The sequence below is a fragment of the Chryseobacterium sp. A321 genome (assembly GCF_054489265.1).
On record NZ_JBTMWZ010000001.1, the window covers coordinates 884,038 to 903,128 of the forward strand.

The 19,091-nt window shown below is 41.3% G+C and carries 20 protein-coding genes; 7 read left to right on the plus strand and 13 right to left on the minus strand.

Annotation, left to right across the window (positions count from 1 at the left end; translation table 11 throughout):
• Window positions 1-29 precede the first annotated feature (29 nt).
• Complete coding sequence (sppA, locus tag ACX3PZ_RS04250; RefSeq protein WP_459111988.1) at window positions 30-1,790, plus strand: signal peptide peptidase SppA; 1,761 nt, start codon at window positions 30-32, stop codon at window positions 1,788-1,790.
• A gap of 67 nt (window positions 1,791-1,857) precedes the next feature.
• Here the strand turns inward: sppA and ACX3PZ_RS04255 are convergent, their stop codons facing one another.
• The 8 genes from ACX3PZ_RS04255 to ACX3PZ_RS04290 form a co-directional block, all read right to left on the minus strand.
• Window positions 1,858-2,109 carry a GlsB/YeaQ/YmgE family stress response membrane protein gene (locus ACX3PZ_RS04255; RefSeq protein WP_459083311.1) on the minus strand — a complete coding sequence of 84 codons (252 nt, stop codon included), beginning with the start codon at window positions 2,107-2,109 and terminating at the stop codon, window positions 1,858-1,860.
• Window positions 2,110-2,240: 131 nt separating this feature from the next.
• Window positions 2,241-3,194 carry a signal recognition particle-docking protein FtsY gene (gene ftsY / locus ACX3PZ_RS04260; RefSeq protein ID WP_459111989.1) on the minus strand — a complete coding sequence of 318 codons (954 nt, stop codon included), beginning with the start codon at window positions 3,192-3,194 and terminating at the stop codon, window positions 2,241-2,243.
• 115 nt (window positions 3,195-3,309) lie between these two features.
• Window positions 3,310-3,462: a DUF4295 domain-containing protein gene (locus tag ACX3PZ_RS04265; protein ID WP_459083313.1), complete on the minus strand. Its 153-nt coding sequence runs from the start codon at window positions 3,460-3,462 to the stop codon at window positions 3,310-3,312.
• A 22-nt stretch (window positions 3,463-3,484) separates the two neighbouring features.
• Window positions 3,485-3,667, minus strand: a complete 183-nt coding sequence (rpmG, locus tag ACX3PZ_RS04270; protein WP_194739210.1) for a 50S ribosomal protein L33 — start codon at window positions 3,665-3,667, stop codon at window positions 3,485-3,487.
• Window positions 3,668-3,672: 5 nt separating this feature from the next.
• The gene (gene rpmB, locus ACX3PZ_RS04275) at window positions 3,673-3,912 is read right to left on the minus strand and encodes a 50S ribosomal protein L28 (protein ID WP_459083314.1); all 240 of its coding nucleotides are present in this window, start codon (window positions 3,910-3,912) and stop codon (window positions 3,673-3,675) included.
• Between the two features lie 274 nt (window positions 3,913-4,186).
• Window positions 4,187-5,818, minus strand: a complete 1,632-nt coding sequence (gene lnt / locus ACX3PZ_RS04280; protein ID WP_459111990.1) for an apolipoprotein N-acyltransferase — start codon at window positions 5,816-5,818, stop codon at window positions 4,187-4,189.
• A gap of 94 nt (window positions 5,819-5,912) precedes the next feature.
• A complete protein-coding gene (gene murB, locus ACX3PZ_RS04285; RefSeq protein ID WP_459111991.1) occupies window positions 5,913-6,956 on the minus strand; it encodes a UDP-N-acetylmuramate dehydrogenase in 1,044 nt (347 codons plus the stop codon).
• A gap of 82 nt (window positions 6,957-7,038) precedes the next feature.
• The gene (locus ACX3PZ_RS04290) at window positions 7,039-8,244 is read right to left on the minus strand and encodes a pyridoxal phosphate-dependent aminotransferase (RefSeq protein WP_459083317.1); all 1,206 of its coding nucleotides are present in this window, start codon (window positions 8,242-8,244) and stop codon (window positions 7,039-7,041) included.
• A gap of 142 nt (window positions 8,245-8,386) precedes the next feature.
• On the opposite strand from ACX3PZ_RS04290, the gene ACX3PZ_RS04295 reads away from it, so the two are divergent.
• On the plus strand, window positions 8,387-8,845 hold the full coding sequence (locus ACX3PZ_RS04295) for a DUF1801 domain-containing protein (protein ID WP_459083318.1): 459 nt from the start codon (window positions 8,387-8,389) through the stop codon (window positions 8,843-8,845).
• Window positions 8,846-9,015: 170 nt separating this feature from the next.
• Here the strand turns inward: ACX3PZ_RS04295 and murA are convergent, their stop codons facing one another.
• Genes murA through ACX3PZ_RS04315 form a run of 4 tightly spaced genes read right to left on the minus strand, consistent with a single transcriptional unit; the run spans window position 9,016 to window position 11,893 of the window.
• Complete coding sequence (gene murA / locus ACX3PZ_RS04300) at window positions 9,016-10,326, minus strand: UDP-N-acetylglucosamine 1-carboxyvinyltransferase (RefSeq protein WP_459083319.1); 1,311 nt, start codon at window positions 10,324-10,326, stop codon at window positions 9,016-9,018.
• Complete coding sequence (locus tag ACX3PZ_RS04305) at window positions 10,326-10,973, minus strand: DUF4290 domain-containing protein (RefSeq protein WP_459083320.1); 648 nt, start codon at window positions 10,971-10,973, stop codon at window positions 10,326-10,328. The genes murA and ACX3PZ_RS04305 overlap by 1 nt, the downstream gene beginning before the upstream one ends.
• A 35-nt stretch (window positions 10,974-11,008) precedes the next feature.
• Window positions 11,009-11,422, minus strand: coding sequence for a thiol-disulfide oxidoreductase DCC family protein (locus ACX3PZ_RS04310; protein WP_459083321.1), 414 nt, complete (start codon window positions 11,420-11,422; stop codon window positions 11,009-11,011).
• Entirely contained in the window at window positions 11,423-11,893 is a 471-nt protein-coding gene (locus tag ACX3PZ_RS04315) for a heme-binding domain-containing protein (protein ID WP_459083322.1), read from the minus strand. It lies immediately after the preceding gene.
• Between the two features lie 158 nt (window positions 11,894-12,051).
• Between ACX3PZ_RS04315 and der the strand changes: the two genes are divergently transcribed.
• Both der and upp read left to right on the plus strand, forming a co-directional pair.
• Window positions 12,052-13,362, plus strand: a complete 1,311-nt coding sequence (gene der, locus ACX3PZ_RS04320) for a ribosome biogenesis GTPase Der (RefSeq protein ID WP_459083323.1) — start codon at window positions 12,052-12,054, stop codon at window positions 13,360-13,362.
• A gap of 87 nt (window positions 13,363-13,449) precedes the next feature.
• On the plus strand, window positions 13,450-14,100 hold the full coding sequence (gene upp / locus ACX3PZ_RS04325) for a uracil phosphoribosyltransferase (RefSeq protein ID WP_459083324.1): 651 nt from the start codon (window positions 13,450-13,452) through the stop codon (window positions 14,098-14,100).
• Between the two features lie 146 nt (window positions 14,101-14,246).
• Here upp and ACX3PZ_RS04330 read toward each other — a convergent pair whose 3' ends face one another.
• Window positions 14,247-16,604, minus strand: coding sequence for an alpha/beta hydrolase family protein (locus tag ACX3PZ_RS04330; RefSeq protein WP_459111992.1), 2,358 nt, complete (start codon window positions 16,602-16,604; stop codon window positions 14,247-14,249).
• A gap of 236 nt (window positions 16,605-16,840) precedes the next feature.
• Between ACX3PZ_RS04330 and ACX3PZ_RS04335 the strand changes: the two genes are divergently transcribed.
• The 3 genes from ACX3PZ_RS04335 to ACX3PZ_RS04345 are packed head-to-tail and all read left to right on the plus strand — an operon-like array spanning window position 16,841 to window position 19,052.
• On the plus strand, window positions 16,841-17,287 hold the full coding sequence (locus ACX3PZ_RS04335) for a 6-pyruvoyl trahydropterin synthase family protein (RefSeq protein WP_459083326.1): 447 nt from the start codon (window positions 16,841-16,843) through the stop codon (window positions 17,285-17,287).
• A gap of 22 nt (window positions 17,288-17,309) precedes the next feature.
• On the plus strand, window positions 17,310-18,077 hold the full coding sequence (locus ACX3PZ_RS04340; protein ID WP_459111993.1) for a UDP-2,3-diacylglucosamine diphosphatase: 768 nt from the start codon (window positions 17,310-17,312) through the stop codon (window positions 18,075-18,077).
• A complete protein-coding gene (locus tag ACX3PZ_RS04345) occupies window positions 18,078-19,052 on the plus strand; it encodes a LuxE/PaaK family acyltransferase (RefSeq protein ID WP_459111994.1) in 975 nt (324 codons plus the stop codon). It abuts the gene before it with no gap.
• The last annotated feature ends 39 nt before the right edge of the window (window positions 19,053-19,091 follow it).

The following is a 19,091-nucleotide window of genomic DNA, read 5'->3' on the forward strand; positions in this document are numbered from 1 at the left end:
ATAGAGTCATATTTATTGCAGATAAAGTTATGAAAAGTTTTTTTAAGAATGTACTGGCTAATGTTGTAGCCATTTTTATAGTAGGAGCCATGCTATTTTGCTTCTTCCTTATCATGATGATTGTAGGGAGTCTTACCGGTGGAGACAAGGTAAAAATTCAAAACGATTCGATCCTTACTCTAAATGAGAAGATGCAGATTATTGACAGCCCAGGGGAAGATCAGCCTTCTTTGTTTTTTTTAGCGGCCCCACAGCATTCAAAGGTCCTTTTAAAGGATGTTCTATTCGCTATTAAAAATGCGAAAACAGACGATAAAATCAAAGGGATTAGCATTGAAACGGATTATATTATGGCAGGTCTTACTCAATTAGACGACATTCGAGCCGCTTTGGAAGATTTTAAATCCAGTGGTAAATTCGTGTATGCGTACGGGAATGGGGTTACTCAAAGTGGATATTACCTAGGCTCGGTTGCTTCTTCCTATTATCTCAACCCGATGGGAATGATTGATTTGAAAGGGATGTCTTCGGAAGTCGTATACATGAAAGGATTCATTGAGAAGTATGGAATAGGGATGGATGTCATCCGCCATGGAAAATTCAAGGCAGCAGTAGAACCTTTTTTACGCGAATCGATTTCAGAGGAAAATAAAGAGCAGCTTTCTACCTTGCTGGGGGATCTTTGGGGCGACAGCGCTCAAAAAATCGCAAACTCAAGATCGATGTCCGCCGACGAATTTAAATTGGTGACCGACAGTTTGTATGGAATGATTCCAGAAAATGCACTCAAATACAAATTAGCAGATAAGTTAATTCAAAAGAGCCAGTATGAGGATCTTATCCGTTCTAAAATTGCGGCGAAGAAAGACTCGAAATTAAATCGAGTGTCTTTTGCAAAATACATCGAGTCCACAAAAGATTCTCAAAAAACAGGAGCAGATCAGATTGCAATTCTCTACGCGAGTGGGGCTATCTATAATGGGGAAGGTCACGACGGGATCTATTCTCAAAATTATATTGAATATATACAAAAGCTTAAAGACGATGACAAAGTAAAAGCGGTCGTGCTAAGAATTAACTCTCCGGGAGGGAGTGCAAATGCGTCCGAAGAAATACTCTATGAGCTGCAGCAACTTAAAGCCAAAAAACCACTTGTGGTTTCTTTTGGGGATTATGCCGCTTCAGGAGGATATTATATTGCCATGGCAGGAGATAAGATTTACTCAGAGCCTAACACGTTAACGGGTTCCATCGGTGTATTTGGCATGATTCCGAATTATAAGGAGCTTGCAAACCGCAACGGCATTCGTTCGGATGTAGTTCAAACCAATGAGAATACAGTGTACCATTCATGGCTTCAAGGATTAACGCCTGCGGGAGAAAGAATGTTTACGAATAGTGTGGAGCACACCTACAAGAAATTCGTGCATTGGGTGACTGCAAACCGTAAGCAAACTTTTGAGCAAATCGATGCCATTGGTGGAGGTCGTATCTGGTCTGGAAAACGTGCAAAAGAATTAGGCTTAGTGGATGAGTTGGGTTCTTTGGATCAGGCGATTGCTGAGGCAGCGAAACGTGCAAAAATGACAGATTATACGATCGAATCTTTTCCTAAGAAAGTGTCTCTATACGAGCAACTGATCAAGGATTTAAACTCCGATCAATTGTACAACAAAGTGCTTAAGAATAAATTAGGAGAAGATAAATTCAAACTTTTTGAAACGATCAGCTCTCCAGAATCAAAACCTCAAATCATGATGGAATCTTTCTATAGAGTGAAAATAGATTAAGACCTTAAACCCTATAAAAAAAGCAGCCGTTCTAGGAACGGCTGCTTTTTTCTTTTTTACTTTGGTTCTATCTTTTTGTGGCCATGCCATAAATCCATAAAACGATCAAGGCTCCAACTACAGCGAGTGCCATGCTTCCAAAAGAGAAGCTGTTGACATCACCAAGTCCTACAAGACTTCCGACGAATCCACCGACGAATGCGCCAACGATTCCTAAGATGATGGTCATTAACCACCCCATGTTTTGGTTTCCTGGCATAATTAATTTTGCAAGTGCGCCTGCAATAAGGCCAAAAATGATCCAAGTTAAGATACCCATAGTTTAAATTTTTTAATTGTTAGTATTTGAAATGATTTGGTTTGCTTAAGGCTAAAATTACACCAAAAAACAATACGCTGTTTCAAATATTGAAAAATTATAACAATTTCGGTAAATTATTAAAAATGGGATTATCGTCTTGTGAAAAATGATTCAACGAATTCTTCTCCGTTAAAGAGTTGCAAGTCTTGCATTTTCTCTCCTACACCAATGTATTTTACGGGGATTTGAAATTGGTCCGAGATCCCGATAACAACTCCCCCTTTTGCGGTGCCGTCTAATTTGGTTACCGCTAAAGAATTAACCTCAGTGGCCGCAATGAATTGTTTGGCTTGTTCAAATGCATTTTGGCCGGTCGATCCATCGAGTACGAGCATGATTTCATGTGGAGCGTCCGGAATCACTTTTTGCATGACTCGTTTGATTTTGGTAAGCTCATTCATTAGGTTCACTTTGTTGTGTAATCGTCCTGCTGTATCGATAAGGGCAATGTCTGCTCCTTGTGCTACTGCGCTTTGTACCGTATCAAACGCGACAGAAGCAGGGTCGGAACCCATTCCTTGTTTTACAATGGGCACGCCTACACGCTCACTCCAGATGACAAGTTGGTCCACTGCGGCAGCACGAAACGTGTCTGCGGCCCCTAGGATTACGTTTTTACCCTGGCTTTTGAATTGGTGAGCGAGCTTTCCAATTGTGGTAGTTTTGCCCACGCCATTCACACCTACCACCATGATCACATAGGGTTTTTTAGTGGGCCCGTTTTCGTTAAGTTCTTGAGATGGGTTTTCAAGAAGGAGTCCTTTAATTTCTTCTTTAAGTATTTTGTCAAGCTCTTCCGTGCCTACATATTTGTCTCGACTTACGCGCTCTTCTATTCGCTCGATAATTTTAATGGTGGTACTGGCTCCCACATCGGATGCGATTAGGATTTCTTCCAGTTCATCGAGAACCTCGTCGTCCACTTTGCTTTTTCCGACAACGGCTTTTGAGATTTTATCGAAAAATCCAGTGGATGATTTTTCTAGTCCCTTGTCAAGGGTCTGCTTTTCTTCTTGATTAAATATTTTTTTAAACCAGCTCATGCATTAGGGGTTAACCGGGGTTTGTTTTTATAGGACGTTAAGTCGCTGTACAAAGATAAAACAAAAAAACCACCCAAAATTGGGTAGTTTTGATATTGTATTAAGTGTGGGAGTCTTATTTCTTAAGAAACGCGTCTACTTCGTCCGCACTCATCACTCTTTCTTCGAAAACGTAAGCTCCAGATTTAGGAGACTTTACCATTTTCACCACTTTGGTTAGTTTTTTAGAGGTCCCGTCTTTTAGGGTTGCTACTACTTTTTTTGCCATTGTAAATATTCTTTAAAAATGGTTACTTAATTTCCTTGTGAACCGTGTACTTCTTAAGAACCGGGTTGAATTTTTTCAGCTCCAGTCTTTCTGTCGTGTTCTTTTTATTTTTGGTTGTGATGTATCTGCTCATCCCAGCCATGCCAGTTTCTTTGTGCTCAGTGCACTCAAGAATTACTTGAACTCTGTTACCTTTTTTTGCCATTGCTGTTATTTTTTAATAAGTCCGTTTCTTTTTCCAATTTCAACTGCCTCTTCAATTCCGATTTTGTTGATAATTCTAAGTCCGTGTGCAGAAACTTTTAACGTGATGTTCTCGTTGGTTTCTGGAAGATGAAATTTCTTCTCCAATAAATTGATTTCAAAACGTCTTTTCGTTTTGTTATGGGCGTGGGAAACGTTGTTACCAACCATTGCACGCTTTCCTGTTATTTGGCAAATTCTTGACATATCTCGATGTTCTTTTTACGACTTTATTATTTGAGTGTGCAAAATTAGGATTAATTTCTGGTACCTCCAAATGTTTTTGAAATTTATTTTCAAATAGTTGCGCTTGAAAGCAAGGGAGAATTCCTCTTGTTGGAGCGTTAAGATACGGGGGGTCACTCGTAAGGCTGCAAAGATACTCTTTTTTGTGCATACGGCCGTTTTAGATTCCTGATTTATTGGGAATCGCGAATTGTAGTGGAGTCTAAAACGGTCTGAAAAGACGTATTCTAGTGCATTAGGCTTTCTTTCGGTTTTGAAACTTTTTGATTAGTGTGTAAAATAGCAAGAAACCTAAAGTAAAGATTGAAATCCGGGTTAAAAGGTCACCGCTTTGCGTATAAAAGGTTTGGTTTTCGTACAGCTTCACTTTGGCATAGAGCGCAGTTTGGTCTCCATAAAAAGTGTCGTTTATAATTTCCCCTCTTGCATCGATATGAGCAGAGATTCCACTGTTTGCTGAGCGCGCAATTTCGCGCCTGTTCTCAATGGCTCGTAAACGGGCATAGGAGAGTAGTTGTTTGTGACCGTTAGAGACTCCCCACCAACTGTCGTTGGTCATGATGGCTAAAAAGTTGGCTCCGTTCTTTACATACTCGGTGGTAAACTCTCCGTAGATGCTTTCGTAGCAAATAACAGGAGCTAATTTTCCTGGGTTGTAAGGGTTTGAAAAGACAGCCCTTTTGTCGTCCTTTCCCAGAGAAGCCACTGCGCCGCCAAAATTAAGCATCGCATCTCCTAAAAGGGGCTTTAAAAGGTTCATGTAAGGGAAGATCTCGACGCCGGGTACTAATTTGCCTTTGTGGTAAGTTTGTATTTCGCTTTTAGGATCTAATTGAACGGCCGTATTGTAACTTTCTACAAAAAGACCCCCTGAAGTTTGGTAGGCGTTTTTGGGTGCGGTTTCTAGTGGAGAGAAAAAGCGGTGCGAGGAGATTCCTGCCGCAAACACGGCGCCGGGTTTGGTGCTTAAAAATTCTTTAACCTGTCCTAGGACGAGGCTATGGTCAAATCCAGTTTCAGAAATGGAACCGCTTCCCGGGAGTGAAGTTTCGGGAGCGATGTAATAGTCGATTTTTCCAGTGGAATGGCTCTGTACCAATTGCAAAAGCTCCGAAAGGATGGTAAGGGAATCTTTGCTGTATTTCTCGGTATAGGGGTTTAAATCGGGTTGCAAAAGTAATACACTTACTTCCCCTGTAGGCTTCTGCTTAAAAGATTGGTACTTAAGCAGAGAGATTGCCATGGGCAATAGGATTCCAGCTAGGAGAATTGAGGAATTGATAAGCAATGCTTTTTGTTTTCTTGCGGCCTGCCAAACTCGTAAGGTGTAGAATCCGAAGACGTTGATAAGCAAGATCCAGAAACTTCCGCCGGTGGCCCCTAGTGTGTCGTACCACTGAATTAGTTTCGGATACTCTGAAAATGCATTCCCAAGGTTTAACCAAGGCCAAGTGAATTCCCAATTGAGATGAAGCTTCTCAAAGCCCATCCAAATGGCCACAAAGAAAACAAGTCCCCAATAGGTGCCTTGAATTCTCTTATAATGATGATATAGAATGAATACACAGGAGTAGAGTAGGGAATTGGCAAGAACAGGAATGACCACCGCTAAAAGGGAATGAGTTCCGTCTGGGTTTAAAGAGCCGTAGAGCCAACCCGTGGTGACGATGTTCCATATAAGGAAGGTGAGATACGAAAAGCCAAAAATAGACCAGGCCTTGTTTTTTATTTTTGAAAACTTACTTAAGTCGTGCTCCATCACGAGTAAGGGAATGAGCGCGAAAAATAGGAAGAAAGGAATGCCGTATGTAGGCCATGAAAGAGCAAGAAGTACGGCGCTGAGAAGGCTGAGAAACAGGTATTTCATATAAACAATTGCTTCTAGCAAAAATAGGGCTTTAAATTTAGATTCTCTCCCCTAGGTTTGCATTAATTGTGTAAAGCCGATAAATGTCAGGGACCTAAAGAATATTTACTTCTCTCTCTAAGGTAATTCCAAAGGTTTGAAAAACGCTTTGTATGATTTTTTCAGAAAAGTCGAATACTTCCTTTCCTGTTGCCTTTCCTGTTTTGTTCACAAGTACGAGCGCTTGGTGCTCGTGGGCGGCTACATTTCCAATTTGCTTGCCTTTCCAACCGCACTGCTCAATTAAGTAGCCCGCAGGGACTTTTTGTCCACTGGTCGCGGAGTAATGAGGCATGCCGGGAAATTTCGCTTCCAATGTTTGGAAAAATGAATCGGAAACAATTGGGTTTTTGAAAAAACTACCGGCGTTTCCTAAAATTTTGGGATTGGGAAGCTTGCTTTGTCGAATGGAGATCACCGCATTAGAAATGTCTTGAATGCTTGGGTTTTGAATTCCTTTGGATTCAAGTTCCGCGCTAATTGCACCGTAGTTTGTTTTTAAAAGATGAAAAGGGTCTTTTGTGAGTTCGAATTCTACTTCGGTTATTACGTATTTTCCTTTTCCTTGTTTTTTGAAAAAAGAATCGCGGTACCCAAACTGCGCTTGCTCTAAAGAAAATTCTTCTAACTCTAAGGTTTGCAAATTAAGAGCTTTGCAGTTTTTGAAGACATCTTTGATTTCCACTCCGTACGCTCCTATATTCTGTATAGGAGAGGTGCCGACGTTTCCTGGAATAAGGGAGAGGTTTTCCAGGCCGCCGAGGTTTAATTCCTCTAAGGTATAAAGCACGAACTGATGCCAGTTTTCTCCAGCCATGGCTGAAATGGAAGCGGATTTTGGCCCCTTGGATTCCCACTTAATTCCTTTTAAATTGAGTTTGATAACCAGCCCGTCGTAGTCTTGTGTAAAAAGTAGATTGCTTCCTTGTCCTAAAAATAGAGGAGGTTTTAAACTAGGCTCTTCCTTCAATAGAAAGTTGTAGTTTAAAAGAGTCTCTTTGAGCTCATCCAAAGTGGAAACGGCGGCGAAATAGCGTGCCTTTGCCTCCACGCCAAATGTGTTGTACTCTTTAAGAGAATAGGATTCGTTCAAGGTCATAATGCTTTTTTTACACTAAAAAAATAAGGATGAAATAAGAGAAACCGTAAGTCCTATAAAGGGCTTACGGTCCTGTTGGGTTTTAAATGCCTTTGGCTTCTCTGTAAGCAGCAATTGCTTTTTGCAGTAGCTCTACGCTTCTTCTTAAATCGTCTTCGTTTAGTACATAGGCGATACGAACTTGTTTTTTTCCAAGCTCTGGATCGCTGTAGAATCCTCCTGCTGGAGCCACCATGACGGTCTCTTTGTCGTCTTGGAAGTTTTCTAGCATCCACTGCGCGAATACTTCTGTATCATCAACCGGTAGTTCCGCTACACAATAGAATGCGCCCTTCGGTTTTGGACAAATTACTCCCGGAATCGTATTGAGTAGTTCGACAAGTAAGTTTCTTCTTTTGGTGTATTCTTCGCGAACACTTAAAATGTACTCCTGATCGTTTTTATGAGCTGCTGCAGCTGCAATTTGTCCTAAGAGAACAGGGCTTAATCGAGCTTGAGCGAACAGCATTGCCGCATTATGGATAAGTGTAGATCTTGTAATCATACAACCAATACGAGCGCCGCACATGGAATAGCGTTTTGATTCGGAGTCAATCACGATGGCGTGATCTTTTAGCTCTGGAAACTCTAAAATAGAGACTGCTTTTTCTCCATCGTACACATATTCTCTGTAAACTTCATCAGAAATTATAACGATATCATGTTTTAATGCAATTTCAGCAAGCTTTTGAAGCTCTTCTTTTGTGTATAGGTAGCCGGTCGGGTTTCCTGGGTTGCACAGGATGATAGCTTTGGTTTTCGAAGTAATCTTCTTTTCAAAATCTTCCATCGGTGGAAGAGAAAACCCGGATTCAATGCTTGATGGAATGGCCACAACTTTTACTTTGAAAGTAGAGGTGAACCCATTGTAATTTGCGTAGTAAGGTTCTGGGATGATCACTTCGTCTTCATCATCACAAAGTGTAGAGATCGCAAAGTTAAGGGCTTCTGAGCCTCCGTTCGTCACGATGAAATTGTTTGTAGTTAGGTCTGTGAATCCTAAAGAATGGTAATAGTCTCGTAACGCTTCACGGTATTCGATATTGCCTTCAGAAAGTGCATATTCGTAGATCTTAAGATCATTCTGTTTCACGGCATCAAGTGCGGTTTGCGGGGTTGGGATGTCCGGCTGCCCGATGTTTAGATGGAATACTTTGATTCCTTTGGCTTTGGCCTGTGTGGCAAATGGGACTAGTTTTCTAACCGGGGATGCCGGCATTAATTGAGCTCTTTTAGAGATGGTAGGCATATCGAAAATCTTTTACGCAAAATTACTGAAAATACTTCAATTTTCTAGGGATTCCAATTTTGAATTCTAGAGCAGAATTCTATCACTTTATTTTCCTAATTTTGAATGTGCATCAAAATGCGTTAAATCAAATACGAATAAAATGAAGTTTAAATCCCAAGACATTCAGACCTATTACGAGGCACTACCCCAAGATAGAAAGGTGCCTTTTGAGAAACTGTTTCGAATTTTCGAAACCCATTTACCCTCAGGATTTGAATCTCGTCTATCTTATGGTTTTCCAACCTTTAGTGTTCCGCTCAGTACGTATGGGGCAGGGTATCATTGCAAAACGGATGAGCCACTTCCTTTCCTTTCCATTGGTTCACAAAAGAATTTCATGGCGGTTTACCATATGGGTCTTTATGCGAGCCCAGAATTATTAGCGTGGTTTACTACTGAGTACCCCAAACATAGCAAGTACAAATTGGACATGGGAAAATCTTGTATTCGCTTTAAGAAAATGGATGCGATTCCGTACGAGCTCCTAGAAGAATTGGCGGAGAAGATGACCGCACAGCAATGGATTGAGCTTTATGAAAGAAGCTTCCTAAAGCAATAAGTTAAATTACTCGGGGCATCTAAACCAAGTAGTTGTTCTGCGTCGTACAGATGGAAAGCAAGACGAAAAGTACGTGCCTTAAAAAAACTCTCTCGATTTCACTACCTAAAAGTATTAATCTTTAAGTGGTAGCGAATCGAGAGAGTTCTATTTTTTAAAAGGATACCCTTTTAGGAGGTGCGGACAATGTCTGCTCCTAAAGCCTTTAATCGTCCGTCTATGTTTTCATACCCACGGTCGATTTGCTCGATGTTGTGGATCGTTGATTTTCCCTCGGCACTTAAAGCTGCAATTAAAAGCGCATTTCCCGCTCTAATGTCTGGTGATATAAGCGTGGTGCCTCTTAAGGGTGCTTCATGATTTAACCCTACCACTGTGGCGCGGTGTGGATCACAAAGAATTATTTGTGCTCCCATGTCAATTAGTTTGTCCACGAAGAATAGTCTGGACTCAAACATTTTCTGGTGCACCAGTACCGTTCCTTTTGCCTGAGTTGCGACCACTAAAATAATGGAAAGTAAATCCGGTGTAAAGCCTGGCCATGGGGAATCCGAGATGGTTAAAATCGATCCGTCAATAAATTTTGAAATTTTATAGTGTTCTTGAGCGGGAACGAGAATGTCTTCCCCACTACGTTCTAGTTGAATTCCAAGTTTTCTAAAGGTAGAGGGAATAAGCCCGAGCTCTGGCCATTGTACATTTTTAATCGTGATTTCAGATTTGGTCATGGCCGCAAGTCCAATCCATGAACCAATCTCTACCATATCTGGCAGCATGGTGTGCTCGGTTCCGTGTAAGGTTTTAACTCCTTCAATCGTGAGTAGATTGGAGCCAATTCCAGAGATTTTAGCTCCCATACGGTTCAGCATTTTACAAAGCTGTTGCAAGTAGGGTTCGCATGCTGCATTGTATATGCGAGTAGTTCCCGTGGCCAATACAGCGGCAAGTATAATGTTAGCTGTTCCTGTTACCGAAGCTTCTTCTAAAAGCATATAGGTTCCTTTCAGTTCCTTCGCGGATAGACTATAGAATCCTTCCGTTTCATCGTAATGGAATTCAGCGCCTAACTCGACAAGTCCTTGAAAATGCGTGTCAAGTCGACGGCGTCCAATCTTGTCTCCTCCAGGAGTGGGCATATACGCCTCACCAAAACGAGCCAGCATAGGGCCGAGAAGCATAATAGAGCCTCTTAACTTTGCACTGTCTTTTTTGAACTCTTCGGATTTGATATAATCAAAATTGATTTCATCCGCCTTAAAGGAATAGTCTCCATGACCATTTTTTGTGATTTTAACCCCAAAATCGCCAAGGATTTCAATAAGACGGTTCACATCGTGAATGTCGGGGATGTTTTTCACACGAATTTCGCTGTCGCTTAAAAGCACAGCGCATAAAATTTGAAGTGCCTCGTTTTTGGCACCTTGTGGAATGATTTCACCGGAGAGTCTTTTTCCTCCTCTTATTTCAAACGTCCCGCTCATTATTTTCTTCGGTTTTTATTCTGTTGGTATTTTTGACGGTTTTTGTTGCTGTGGTCGCTAGGGCCTGAGTGCTTTTGGTTTTTGTTACGCGTATTCGAATAATAAATTTTGCTTTTTTCTAGCGAATCGATACCGGTTAAATCCAGTCGGTCCTCAGAGAGCTCTTTTAAATGCCTGAAAATAACATCGTCCGTCACGTGCTCCTTGTTATAGATGTTATAGGACTTTTTCATGTTGTTTGCAATGACCTCGATCAACGCTTCTTTTTCATCCCCTTCCTCTTGCTCAATCGCGAGTTCGATGAGTTGAAGAATGCTTTTCCCATAGAATTTGAATTCTCCTTGTAGTATAGGGTAATCTAATTTTTTAGGCTCCGTTTTTCTTTGGTCTTTCGTCGGTATAGGGTAGGGAGAATCCACATCCAAGTCAAAATCTGCTAGGATGAATAAATGGTCCCAAAGTTTATGTCTATAGTTTTCTTCGTCTCGTAAACTCGGATTTCTTTGACCCATGAAGTCCACAATGGCGTGGCTCATTTCATTTCGCTCTTCCTTCGTAGGTAGCTCTTTGCATTGTTCGACCAATTGCTGAATGAGTCGTCCGTACTCAGGCATATTAAGCTGGGTTCTATCGGTATTGTATTCCATGGGTGCAAATATAAGGATTGAAGACGTAAAAAATCTTAGTCAATGAATTTCTTTCGCTGCACTTCGGTGGGCACCGCGCAGTAGGAGCTCGCAAGGTTTTTGCGGTTTTTGGCCACCTTATCGTAGAGGGTGTCGGTTAGCGATCGAGGTAGGAAATTGATTCTGGCCAGTAGTCCATAGGTCCCGCCTAAAACCTTTGCGATTTCAATTGCTGCGCTTGATTTCGTATGGTAGTATAAGCCCGGTTTCCACAAATAGATTGTGTTCATTTCGCCTGCTTCCAATCCTCGTTCTTTTAAAAAGGAGGTAGAAAATTCACTCTGCAGCGCAGAAAATCGAAACAGGTCCTTTGAATCTCGTTTTAAAATCCACTGAATCCAGAAATTGCAGAAGCCGCAATCCCCGTCGTAAAGTACATAGTACTTAGAGGAGTCTACTTTAGGTTCCAATTATTGGGGTTGAAGGTTGAATTTTATTCTTGTGTCGAGTTCTACTTTCTTGAAGTAGTCCACTACCATTTTCATGTCTTCCGGCGAAAACTTAGCCTCTGGGTGTCCAAGTAGGTACGATTCCATCGGCATGTTGCCATTTTGAATTTCTTCCGCGGATTCCTCAAGCTTGTGAGCTTGGCGTTTAGGTTCGTACGTAGCAAATGTGGAAAAATTCAGTTTGGTTCTCGCATCTTCAATATGTTTTTTCAAAAGCCAAGCGGTCGGTTGTACGTTAGAGTACCACGGGTAGCGTGACTCGTTGCTGTGGCAATCGTAGCACGAATTGCGTATTTTTTGAGCGATCGGTTCTGGAGTTTGCTTTGAAATTAGGAAATCCATTCCTTTTGTAACCGGTGGATTGGTCTTGTCAATGGGGAAGAATTGAATGATCACAAAGGCGACCAGTAAGACAAGGAGAAGTTTTTTCATAGCAGGATTTGGTTTGGAGATGTGAAATTACTACTTTTTTTAAGAACTGTAAGAATGGAATTGCATATCTTTGCAAAAATTTTTGGGCTCGGAAAGACTGGGTAACCCATTAATAATCATCATCCTTGAGAGATCTCGGATTATTAAACAAAATTTTGATGAGCAATATTGTCGCTATCGTAGGACGTCCTAACGTCGGAAAATCAACCCTATTTAACCGTTTGCTTGAACGTAGAGAGGCTATTGTCGACTCCGTATCCGGTGTGACCAGAGACCGCCACTACGGGAAGTCCGATTGGAACGGTGTTGAATTCACTGTGATTGACACAGGAGGATACGAAGTAAATTCTGAGGATGTTTTCCAAGGAGAAATCACCAAACAAGTGCAACTAGCCATCGAAGAGGCTACTTCTATTTTGTTTATGCTGAGTGCAGAGGATGGACTGACCGACACAGACCAAGAAATTTTTGAAATGCTTCGCCGCTCTCAAAAGAAGGTCTATTATGTCGTGAACAAAGTGGACTCTGCTACAGAGGAAGTGGCTGCGACTGAATTTTATTCCTTAGGAATTGAAAAGTACTATACCATGTCATCGGCTACAGGATCTGGTTCTGGTGAGCTTCTAGACGACGTGGTAAAAGATTTTCCTACAGTGGATTACAAAGACCCTTTTGAAGGCCTTCCTAAGATTACCATTGCCGGGAGACCTAACGTGGGAAAATCCACAATGACCAATGCCCTTTTGGACAATGAACGTAATATCGTAACGGATGTTGCAGGAACAACCAGAGACAGTATTGAGACGCTTTATAATAAATTTGGACATGAGTTCGTTTTGGTCGATACCGCAGGTATGCGACGAAAAGCGAAAGTAAGCGAGGATTTAGAATTCTATTCCGTGATGCGTTCGGTTCGTGCCATTGAGAACTCGGATGTCGTTATCATTATGATCGATGCCACGCAAGGTTGGGAAAGTCAGGACATGAATATTTTTGGGATTGCCCAGAAAAACCGTAAAGGAATTGTGATTTTAGTGAACAAGTGGGACTTGATTGAGGATAAGCAGACCAATACCATGCGTGATTTTGAACAAAAAATCAAAGACAAAATTGGTCAGTTCACCGATATTCCTGTACTATTTGTTTCCGCGTTGACGAAACAAAGAATTTTAAAAGCGGTGGAGGTTGCCATGGAAGTTTTTGAGAACCGTAAGAAAAAAATCAAAACTTCGAAACTTAACGAGGTGATGCTCCCGATCTTTGAAAATTATCCACCTCCTGCATTAAAAGGGAAATACATTAAAATCAAATACTGTGTGCAGTTAGGAACCCCTTCGCCTCAGTTTGTATTCTTCTGCAACTTACCTCAATACGTAAAGGAACCTTACAAGCGTTTTACGGAGAACCAACTTCGGAAACATTTTGGATTTAACGGTGTTCCCATTGAAGTGTATTTCAGACAGAAATAAGAAAAATAAGAATTTGCCTTTTGAGTTTTGACTCAAAAGGTTTTTTAATACCTTTATCGCAACGATATTTTAAACGCTAATTTGATTATGGTGACGCTGCTTTCTGCTCAAAACTCCCTTGTGAGTTGCTGGATGAATGAACTAAGAAATGTGGAGGTTCAATCGGACCGCTTACGATTTCGACGCAATATGGAACGTATCGGAGAGATCGCGGCCTATGAATTAAGTAAGGAACTGGAATTTAAAACAAGTGAAATCTCAACGCCACTCGATGTAATTTCTGTGAATGAGTTTTCAGTTCAGCCTGTGATCACCACCATACTTCGAGCAGGAGTTCCTTTGTTTCAAGGACTACTCAACTATTTTGATAAGGCGGACTGTGGCTTTGTAGCTGCTTACCGCAAACACGAAGAGAATGACTACTTTTCCATCAAGCAGGATTATTTGACTTGCCCTAGCATTGAAGGACGACCCCTTATTGTGGCCGATCCTATGCTAGCCACGGGTGCCAGTTTAATCGAAGCGTTAAAAGACTTACTATCCAATGGAACTCCTTCCAGTATTCATATTGTGGCTGCTATTGCAAGTAGACAAGGGATTGCCACGTTAAAAGAGGCGTATCCTGAGGCAAGAATGTGGGTGGGAGCCATCGATGAGAACCTAACTCCCAAAGGGTATATTACCCCAGGACTTGGAGATGCAGGAGACCTTTCTTATGGCGAAAAACTACAGAGTTAAAGTGGACTTTGAAATTCAATTTAGCGATTGGAATCCATTTCGTACTTGAGCTTTAAGGTCTTTTTAAAAAGAGTAATCCTTAAGACATAAAATAAAGAATGCCTATCTGAAACGGAGATAGGCATTCTTTGTTTTAGAAATACAAGTTACTTCTCAAGTAAGTAGGTATTGAAATGCTCTAAGATTCGGCGGTACTCGTCCGTCCAGGAGGAAGTCTCGCGAAAACCATGAGCCTCCACGGGATAAGAAGCTAGATTCCAATTTGTTTTTCCAAGTTCAATGAAGCGTTGTTGCAGCCTGACAATGTCTTTGTATTCCACATTGTTATCCACTACGCCATGAAGCATTAATAGGTGATCCTGTAGATTGTCCGCATAATAAATGGGTGAGGATTTTTTGTAAGCCTCAGGGTCTGTCTCAGGGAAATTTAAAATATTGCCCGTATACCCATGGTTGTAATGGGCCCAATCGGTCACAGAGCGCAGCGCAGCGCCCGCTTTAAATTCACCCGGCTCAGTGAGTAATGCCATAAGAGTAATGAAGCCTCCATAGCTCCCTCCGTAGATTCCAACTTTGCTCGGCTCGATTCCATACTTTTCAACAAGAAGCTTTTTTGCATCCAAATGATCGGAAAGATCTTTGCCACCCATAAAGCGGTAAATGCCGGTTCTAACATCTCTTCCGTATCCATCGCTTGCCCGGTAATCTATATCAAGAACGGTGTATCCTAAATCGGTTAATAGGTTATGAAACATATATTCTCGAAAGTAAGAACTCCACCAATTGTGCGCATTTTGCAAATAGCCCGCCCCGTGCACAAAAATCACGGCGGCTGAGTTTTTCACCTCTGCTTTTGGCTTGTAGATTCTTGCGTAAATTTCTTGACCGTCCTGCGCATTGAAAGAGAGAACTTGCGGTTCTTTCCATGAATAGCTATTAAATTCCTTAGTGGTGGAATGGGTAATGGGTTGGAGTTTTGGGTTTGACGAGTTGTCAGCAACATAAAGTTCCCAAGGTTTATTTTTGTACGAATAGCGAACGGCTACTTTTTTCTCATCTGGAGAAAGCACGACTTCGTGATCGCCGTTTTGGGTCAGAAGTGGACTGAGTTTTCCACCGCTAGTGCTTAGTTTGTAAAATTCTCGGTTCCCAGGATGCGTGGTATTGGTTGAAAGGTAAAACGTTTTTTTGTCTTTGGAGAGCTGGGCTTCTCTCACTTCCCAGTTTCCGCTGGTAAGGGTTTTTCTTTCTTTCGATTTCAGGTTGTACGTGTAAAGATGCGAATATCCTGTTTTTTCCGATTGGTAGTAGAGTGTGGATAGGTCCTCTAAAAACCCAATGTTTCCCGTGCCGAAGGAATAGGAAGGAATGCCCGGTCCGCCTATCCAAGCTTCGTCATGTTGATGGTCAATTTCCTCAAAACTTCCATCCTTTAAATTTAAAGAAACGAGCCATCGATCTTTGTTGTCTTGGGATCGAATGTCCACAACCGCGTAGCTTCCATCGTCACTGTACAGGGTCCGTCCGAAGGACAATTCTCTTGGTTCTTTTTTGCTTTTGCTCTCTGCTTTTGCAGAACTAGTGGTTTGGCGAAGATACTCGGGCTCTATAGAAAGACCGGTTAAGGTTTTAAATTCAACAAAATAAGCGCTGTCTCTTTCGACACTATAAATTCCAAGTCTAGAAGGGAAGAGGTTCTTTTGGGACACTTTCTGTTTGGTTGGCCTCGATTCGTTGTATCCATCCTCTGTGATGAATACGGCCATGACTTCGTTTTGATTTTTAGCGCGCGTACCTTCCACAAACGTGACATACTTCTCGTTTGGATTTACGGAGAGATTAAAGAAATCTTTTCCTGTACCGAAAGATTTCGGTAAGGTTTTTTTTAGGAGTTTGCTTCGCTGTTCTCTCCACTTTTTTCTCTCGTTTTGGTCTTGAATGTATTCAAAGAGTTCCTTTTGTTGAGAGGCTAAGAAACTGTCCTTTGCTTTTGGTTTCTCTTCTGTTTTTGCTTTTGAGAAGTTTGTGATCTGAACGAGGCTTCCTTCGCTAGAACTCAGTTTGAAACTATTTCCATTTTGCTCAAAGAAAAGAACGCCTGGCGTTTTGCCCAATTGTAAATTAGAAAGGGGAGCCGCGTTTTGAAAAAGTCTTTTTTTCTTTTTGCTTTTCGAGTCATAGGACCAAAGGGCGCCTCCTGACACATAATAATAGGTTTGAAAATCCTTAGTTTGAAATCGGCTGCTATAAAACTGCTCGTCCTCAAGGCTTGCGGGAAGAGGCTCTTTCATTCCTTTTTTCCAGTAATGCATCGTTTTTCCAAGCTCGTTTTTCGGGTTCCAATCAAAATAAAGAGTTTCATTGTCGAAGCCCCAAACCGGGTTTTCAGGGGAATAGCCTACGAACTCTTCACCTTTCATGATTTCGGCTAGATTTAGAGGTGAGGATTGAGCAGACAAAAGGAGGGCAAAAAGAAATGCCGAGAGCCTAAGGAGTTTTTTCATAGTTACTTTTTTTCAGGAGAGTTCAAATATAATTATTTTTAACACAAAACGAGTAGTGATAAAGGGGCTAGCAGGAAATTAGTATTCAAAGGAGGACCTATTTTCGAAGTGCAAGATTTTTGATTTGCAAAAGAGCACGATTTGCTAAATTCATCCTCGTCCTTATTGCTATGGGTCCATAGGGAGTAAGGCGACTAGGCAAGAGAGTTCTCGTTTTAAAGTTTTATCTTTGCGCTATGATACGCATCACCAAACAGTTCAGTTTTGAAACCGCCCACGTCCTTTACAATTACGATGGAAAATGCAAAAACATGCATGGGCATTCTTATAAGTTGTTTGTTACCGTGAAGGGGGAGCCCATTCAGGATTTAGACCATGCTAAAAATGGAATGGTAGTTGATTTTGGTGACATTAAGGCCATTGTCAAAAGACAAATCATTGAACCTTGGGATCACGGAGTTTTGGTCAATGCACTTTCCCCGCACAAGCAATTGGGGGAGGATTTGCAGGCTCAAGGACATAAAGTGATTTTTTGCCCTTACCAACCGACCTGCGAGAACATGCTCTATGAAATTGCCAAAAAAATAAGCGCAGAACTTCCTAAGGGAGTAGAACTTGCGTATTTGAAACTCCACGAAACAGAGAATTCTTACGGCGAGTGGTTCCTTGAGGAGAACCGCTAATATTAGCAATTGAGATAGTACCATGACAGAAATTGAACTTTTACCCGGAAAAAAAGTCTATTTTGCTTCCGATCAGCATTTTGGCGCGCCAAGCTTCAAAGAAAGCAAGGTTCGTGAGCAAAAATTCATTCGTTGGTTAGAGCAGATCTCTTCGGATGTGCAGGTGCTTTTCTTAATGGGGGATTTGTTTGATTTTTGGCACGAATGGAAACACGTCGTGCCCAAAGGCTTTGTTCGCGTATTAGGAAAATTAGCCGATTTACACGACCAAGGAGTTGAAATCCATTTTTTTATTGGCAACCACGATTTGTGGATGAAAGATTATTTTGAAACCGAAATTGGGGCCAAAGTATATTTCGAGAAACAGATTTTCAAAATAGGGGATAAGACCTTTCTTCTCGCTCACGGAGATGGATTAGGACCTGGAGACAAAGGGTATAAGCGAATGAAAAAGCTTTTTACCAATCCGCTTGCACAGTGGGCCTTTAAATGGATTCATCCAGACTTAGCCATGCGCATAGCGCTGTACCTTTCACAGAAAAACAAAATGATTTCCGGAGAAGAAGACAAAGCTTTTTTAGGAGAGGACAAAGAATTTTTAATCCTTTATTCCAAGGAGAAATTAAAGGCGCAGCATTATGATTATTTTGTCTATGGACATAGGCATTTGCCTATGGTTTTAGACCTAGACCAGAGCGGCTCACTTTATATTAATCTGGGAGATTGGATTTCGTATTTTACCTATGGAGAATTTCAAACAGAATTTGAATTGAAAACGTTCGAAGGGTAGATGGATTCAATCTTTGACATAAAATCTAAGCCGGATTTCCTTAAGGCGGCACTCGAAACATTTCAGTACCAGTATGAGAACGTGGAGGTTTATCAGCGGTTTGTTGATTTTCTAAACGTGAAAGTATCTGCGGTCCAGAAGTTGGATCAAATTCCATTTTTACCCATCGAAATGTTTAAGAACCATACGATTTTAGATAAAAATTTTGAGAGCGAACTCTATTTTCAAAGTTCGGGAACCACACAAATGGTTCGATCAAGTCATCATATAGCAAAAAGCGCGCTTTACGATAAAAGTCTCTTTAAGTCCTTTGAACTCTTCATAGGGGCCCCTGAAGAATTTATCATTTTAGGTCTCTTGCCCTCGTATCTTGAAAAGTCGAATTCGTCTTTAATCTACATGGTGGATGCGCTGATGAAGCGGTCCAATAGGCCAGAAAATGATTATTTCCTGTACAACCATGAGGCTTTACTTGAACTCCTTCAAAAAACACAGAATGAAAAAGTGGTGCTTTTTGGAGTTTCTTTTGCGCTGCTTGATTTTTTAGAATCGGACCCGAGCATAAAGGAATTAGATCTCAAAAACCTCGTTGTGATTGAAACCGGAGGAATGAAAGGCCGAAAGGTGGAAATCACCAAAGACGAACTGCTTTTGCAACTAAAAGAGGGGTTTGGAATTCAATCGATCTACTCTGAGTATTCCATGTGTGAACTTTTATCGCAAGCGTACTCCTTAGGAGAAAATCGCTACCAGTGCCCCCCTTGGATGAAAGTTCTAATTCGCAGTTTGGATGATCCTATGTCGTATTTGCCTGAAAATAAAAACGGCGCACTTAATATTATCGACTTGGCGAACCGGCATTCTTGCTCTTTTATTGCGACTCAGGATTTAGGAAAACAAAGGGACCTCTTTTTTGAAGTCTTAGGTCGTATTGACCATTCGGATGTTCGGGGCTGCAGTCTACTGGTTTCCTAAAGTAAGATATTTGCATGAAATTTGTAGCTTTTGGCTAAG

Coding starts and splice junctions, on each gene's coding strand:
- ftsY (WP_459111989.1), bottom strand. CDS start 3,194: ATGAGCTGGTTTAAAAAAATATTTAATCAAGAAGAAAAGCAGACCCTT.
- ACX3PZ_RS04330 (WP_459111992.1), bottom strand. CDS start 16,604: ATGAAAAAACTCCTTAGGCTCTCGGCATTTCTTTTTGCCCTCCTTTTG.
- murA (WP_459083319.1), bottom strand. CDS start 10,326: ATGAGCGGGACGTTTGAAATAAGAGGAGGAAAAAGACTCTCCGGTGAA.
- ACX3PZ_RS04295 (WP_459083318.1), top strand. CDS start 8,387: ATGAAGTTTAAATCCCAAGACATTCAGACCTATTACGAGGCACTACCC.
- ACX3PZ_RS04335 (WP_459083326.1), top strand. CDS start 16,841: ATGATACGCATCACCAAACAGTTCAGTTTTGAAACCGCCCACGTCCTT.
- ACX3PZ_RS04345 (WP_459111994.1), top strand. CDS start 18,078: ATGGATTCAATCTTTGACATAAAATCTAAGCCGGATTTCCTTAAGGCG.
- sppA (WP_459111988.1), top strand. CDS start 30: ATGAAAAGTTTTTTTAAGAATGTACTGGCTAATGTTGTAGCCATTTTT.
- ACX3PZ_RS04255 (WP_459083311.1), bottom strand. CDS start 2,109: ATGGGTATCTTAACTTGGATCATTTTTGGCCTTATTGCAGGCGCACTT.
- upp (WP_459083324.1), top strand. CDS start 13,450: ATGGTGACGCTGCTTTCTGCTCAAAACTCCCTTGTGAGTTGCTGGATG.
- ACX3PZ_RS04315 (WP_459083322.1), bottom strand. CDS start 11,893: ATGAAAAAACTTCTCCTTGTCTTACTGGTCGCCTTTGTGATCATTCAA.
- rpmB (WP_459083314.1), bottom strand. CDS start 3,912: ATGTCAAGAATTTGCCAAATAACAGGAAAGCGTGCAATGGTTGGTAAC.
- murB (WP_459111991.1), bottom strand. CDS start 6,956: ATGACCTTGAACGAATCCTATTCTCTTAAAGAGTACAACACATTTGGC.
- ACX3PZ_RS04265 (WP_459083313.1), bottom strand. CDS start 3,462: ATGGCAAAAAAAGTAGTAGCAACCCTAAAAGACGGGACCTCTAAAAAA.
- ACX3PZ_RS04290 (WP_459083317.1), bottom strand. CDS start 8,244: ATGCCTACCATCTCTAAAAGAGCTCAATTAATGCCGGCATCCCCGGTT.
- ACX3PZ_RS04305 (WP_459083320.1), bottom strand. CDS start 10,973: ATGGAATACAATACCGATAGAACCCAGCTTAATATGCCTGAGTACGGA.
- ACX3PZ_RS04340 (WP_459111993.1), top strand. CDS start 17,310: ATGACAGAAATTGAACTTTTACCCGGAAAAAAAGTCTATTTTGCTTCC.
- lnt (WP_459111990.1), bottom strand. CDS start 5,818: ATGAAATACCTGTTTCTCAGCCTTCTCAGCGCCGTACTTCTTGCTCTT.
- rpmG (WP_194739210.1), bottom strand. CDS start 3,667: ATGGCAAAAAAAGGTAACAGAGTTCAAGTAATTCTTGAGTGCACTGAG.
- der (WP_459083323.1), top strand. CDS start 12,052: ATGAGCAATATTGTCGCTATCGTAGGACGTCCTAACGTCGGAAAATCA.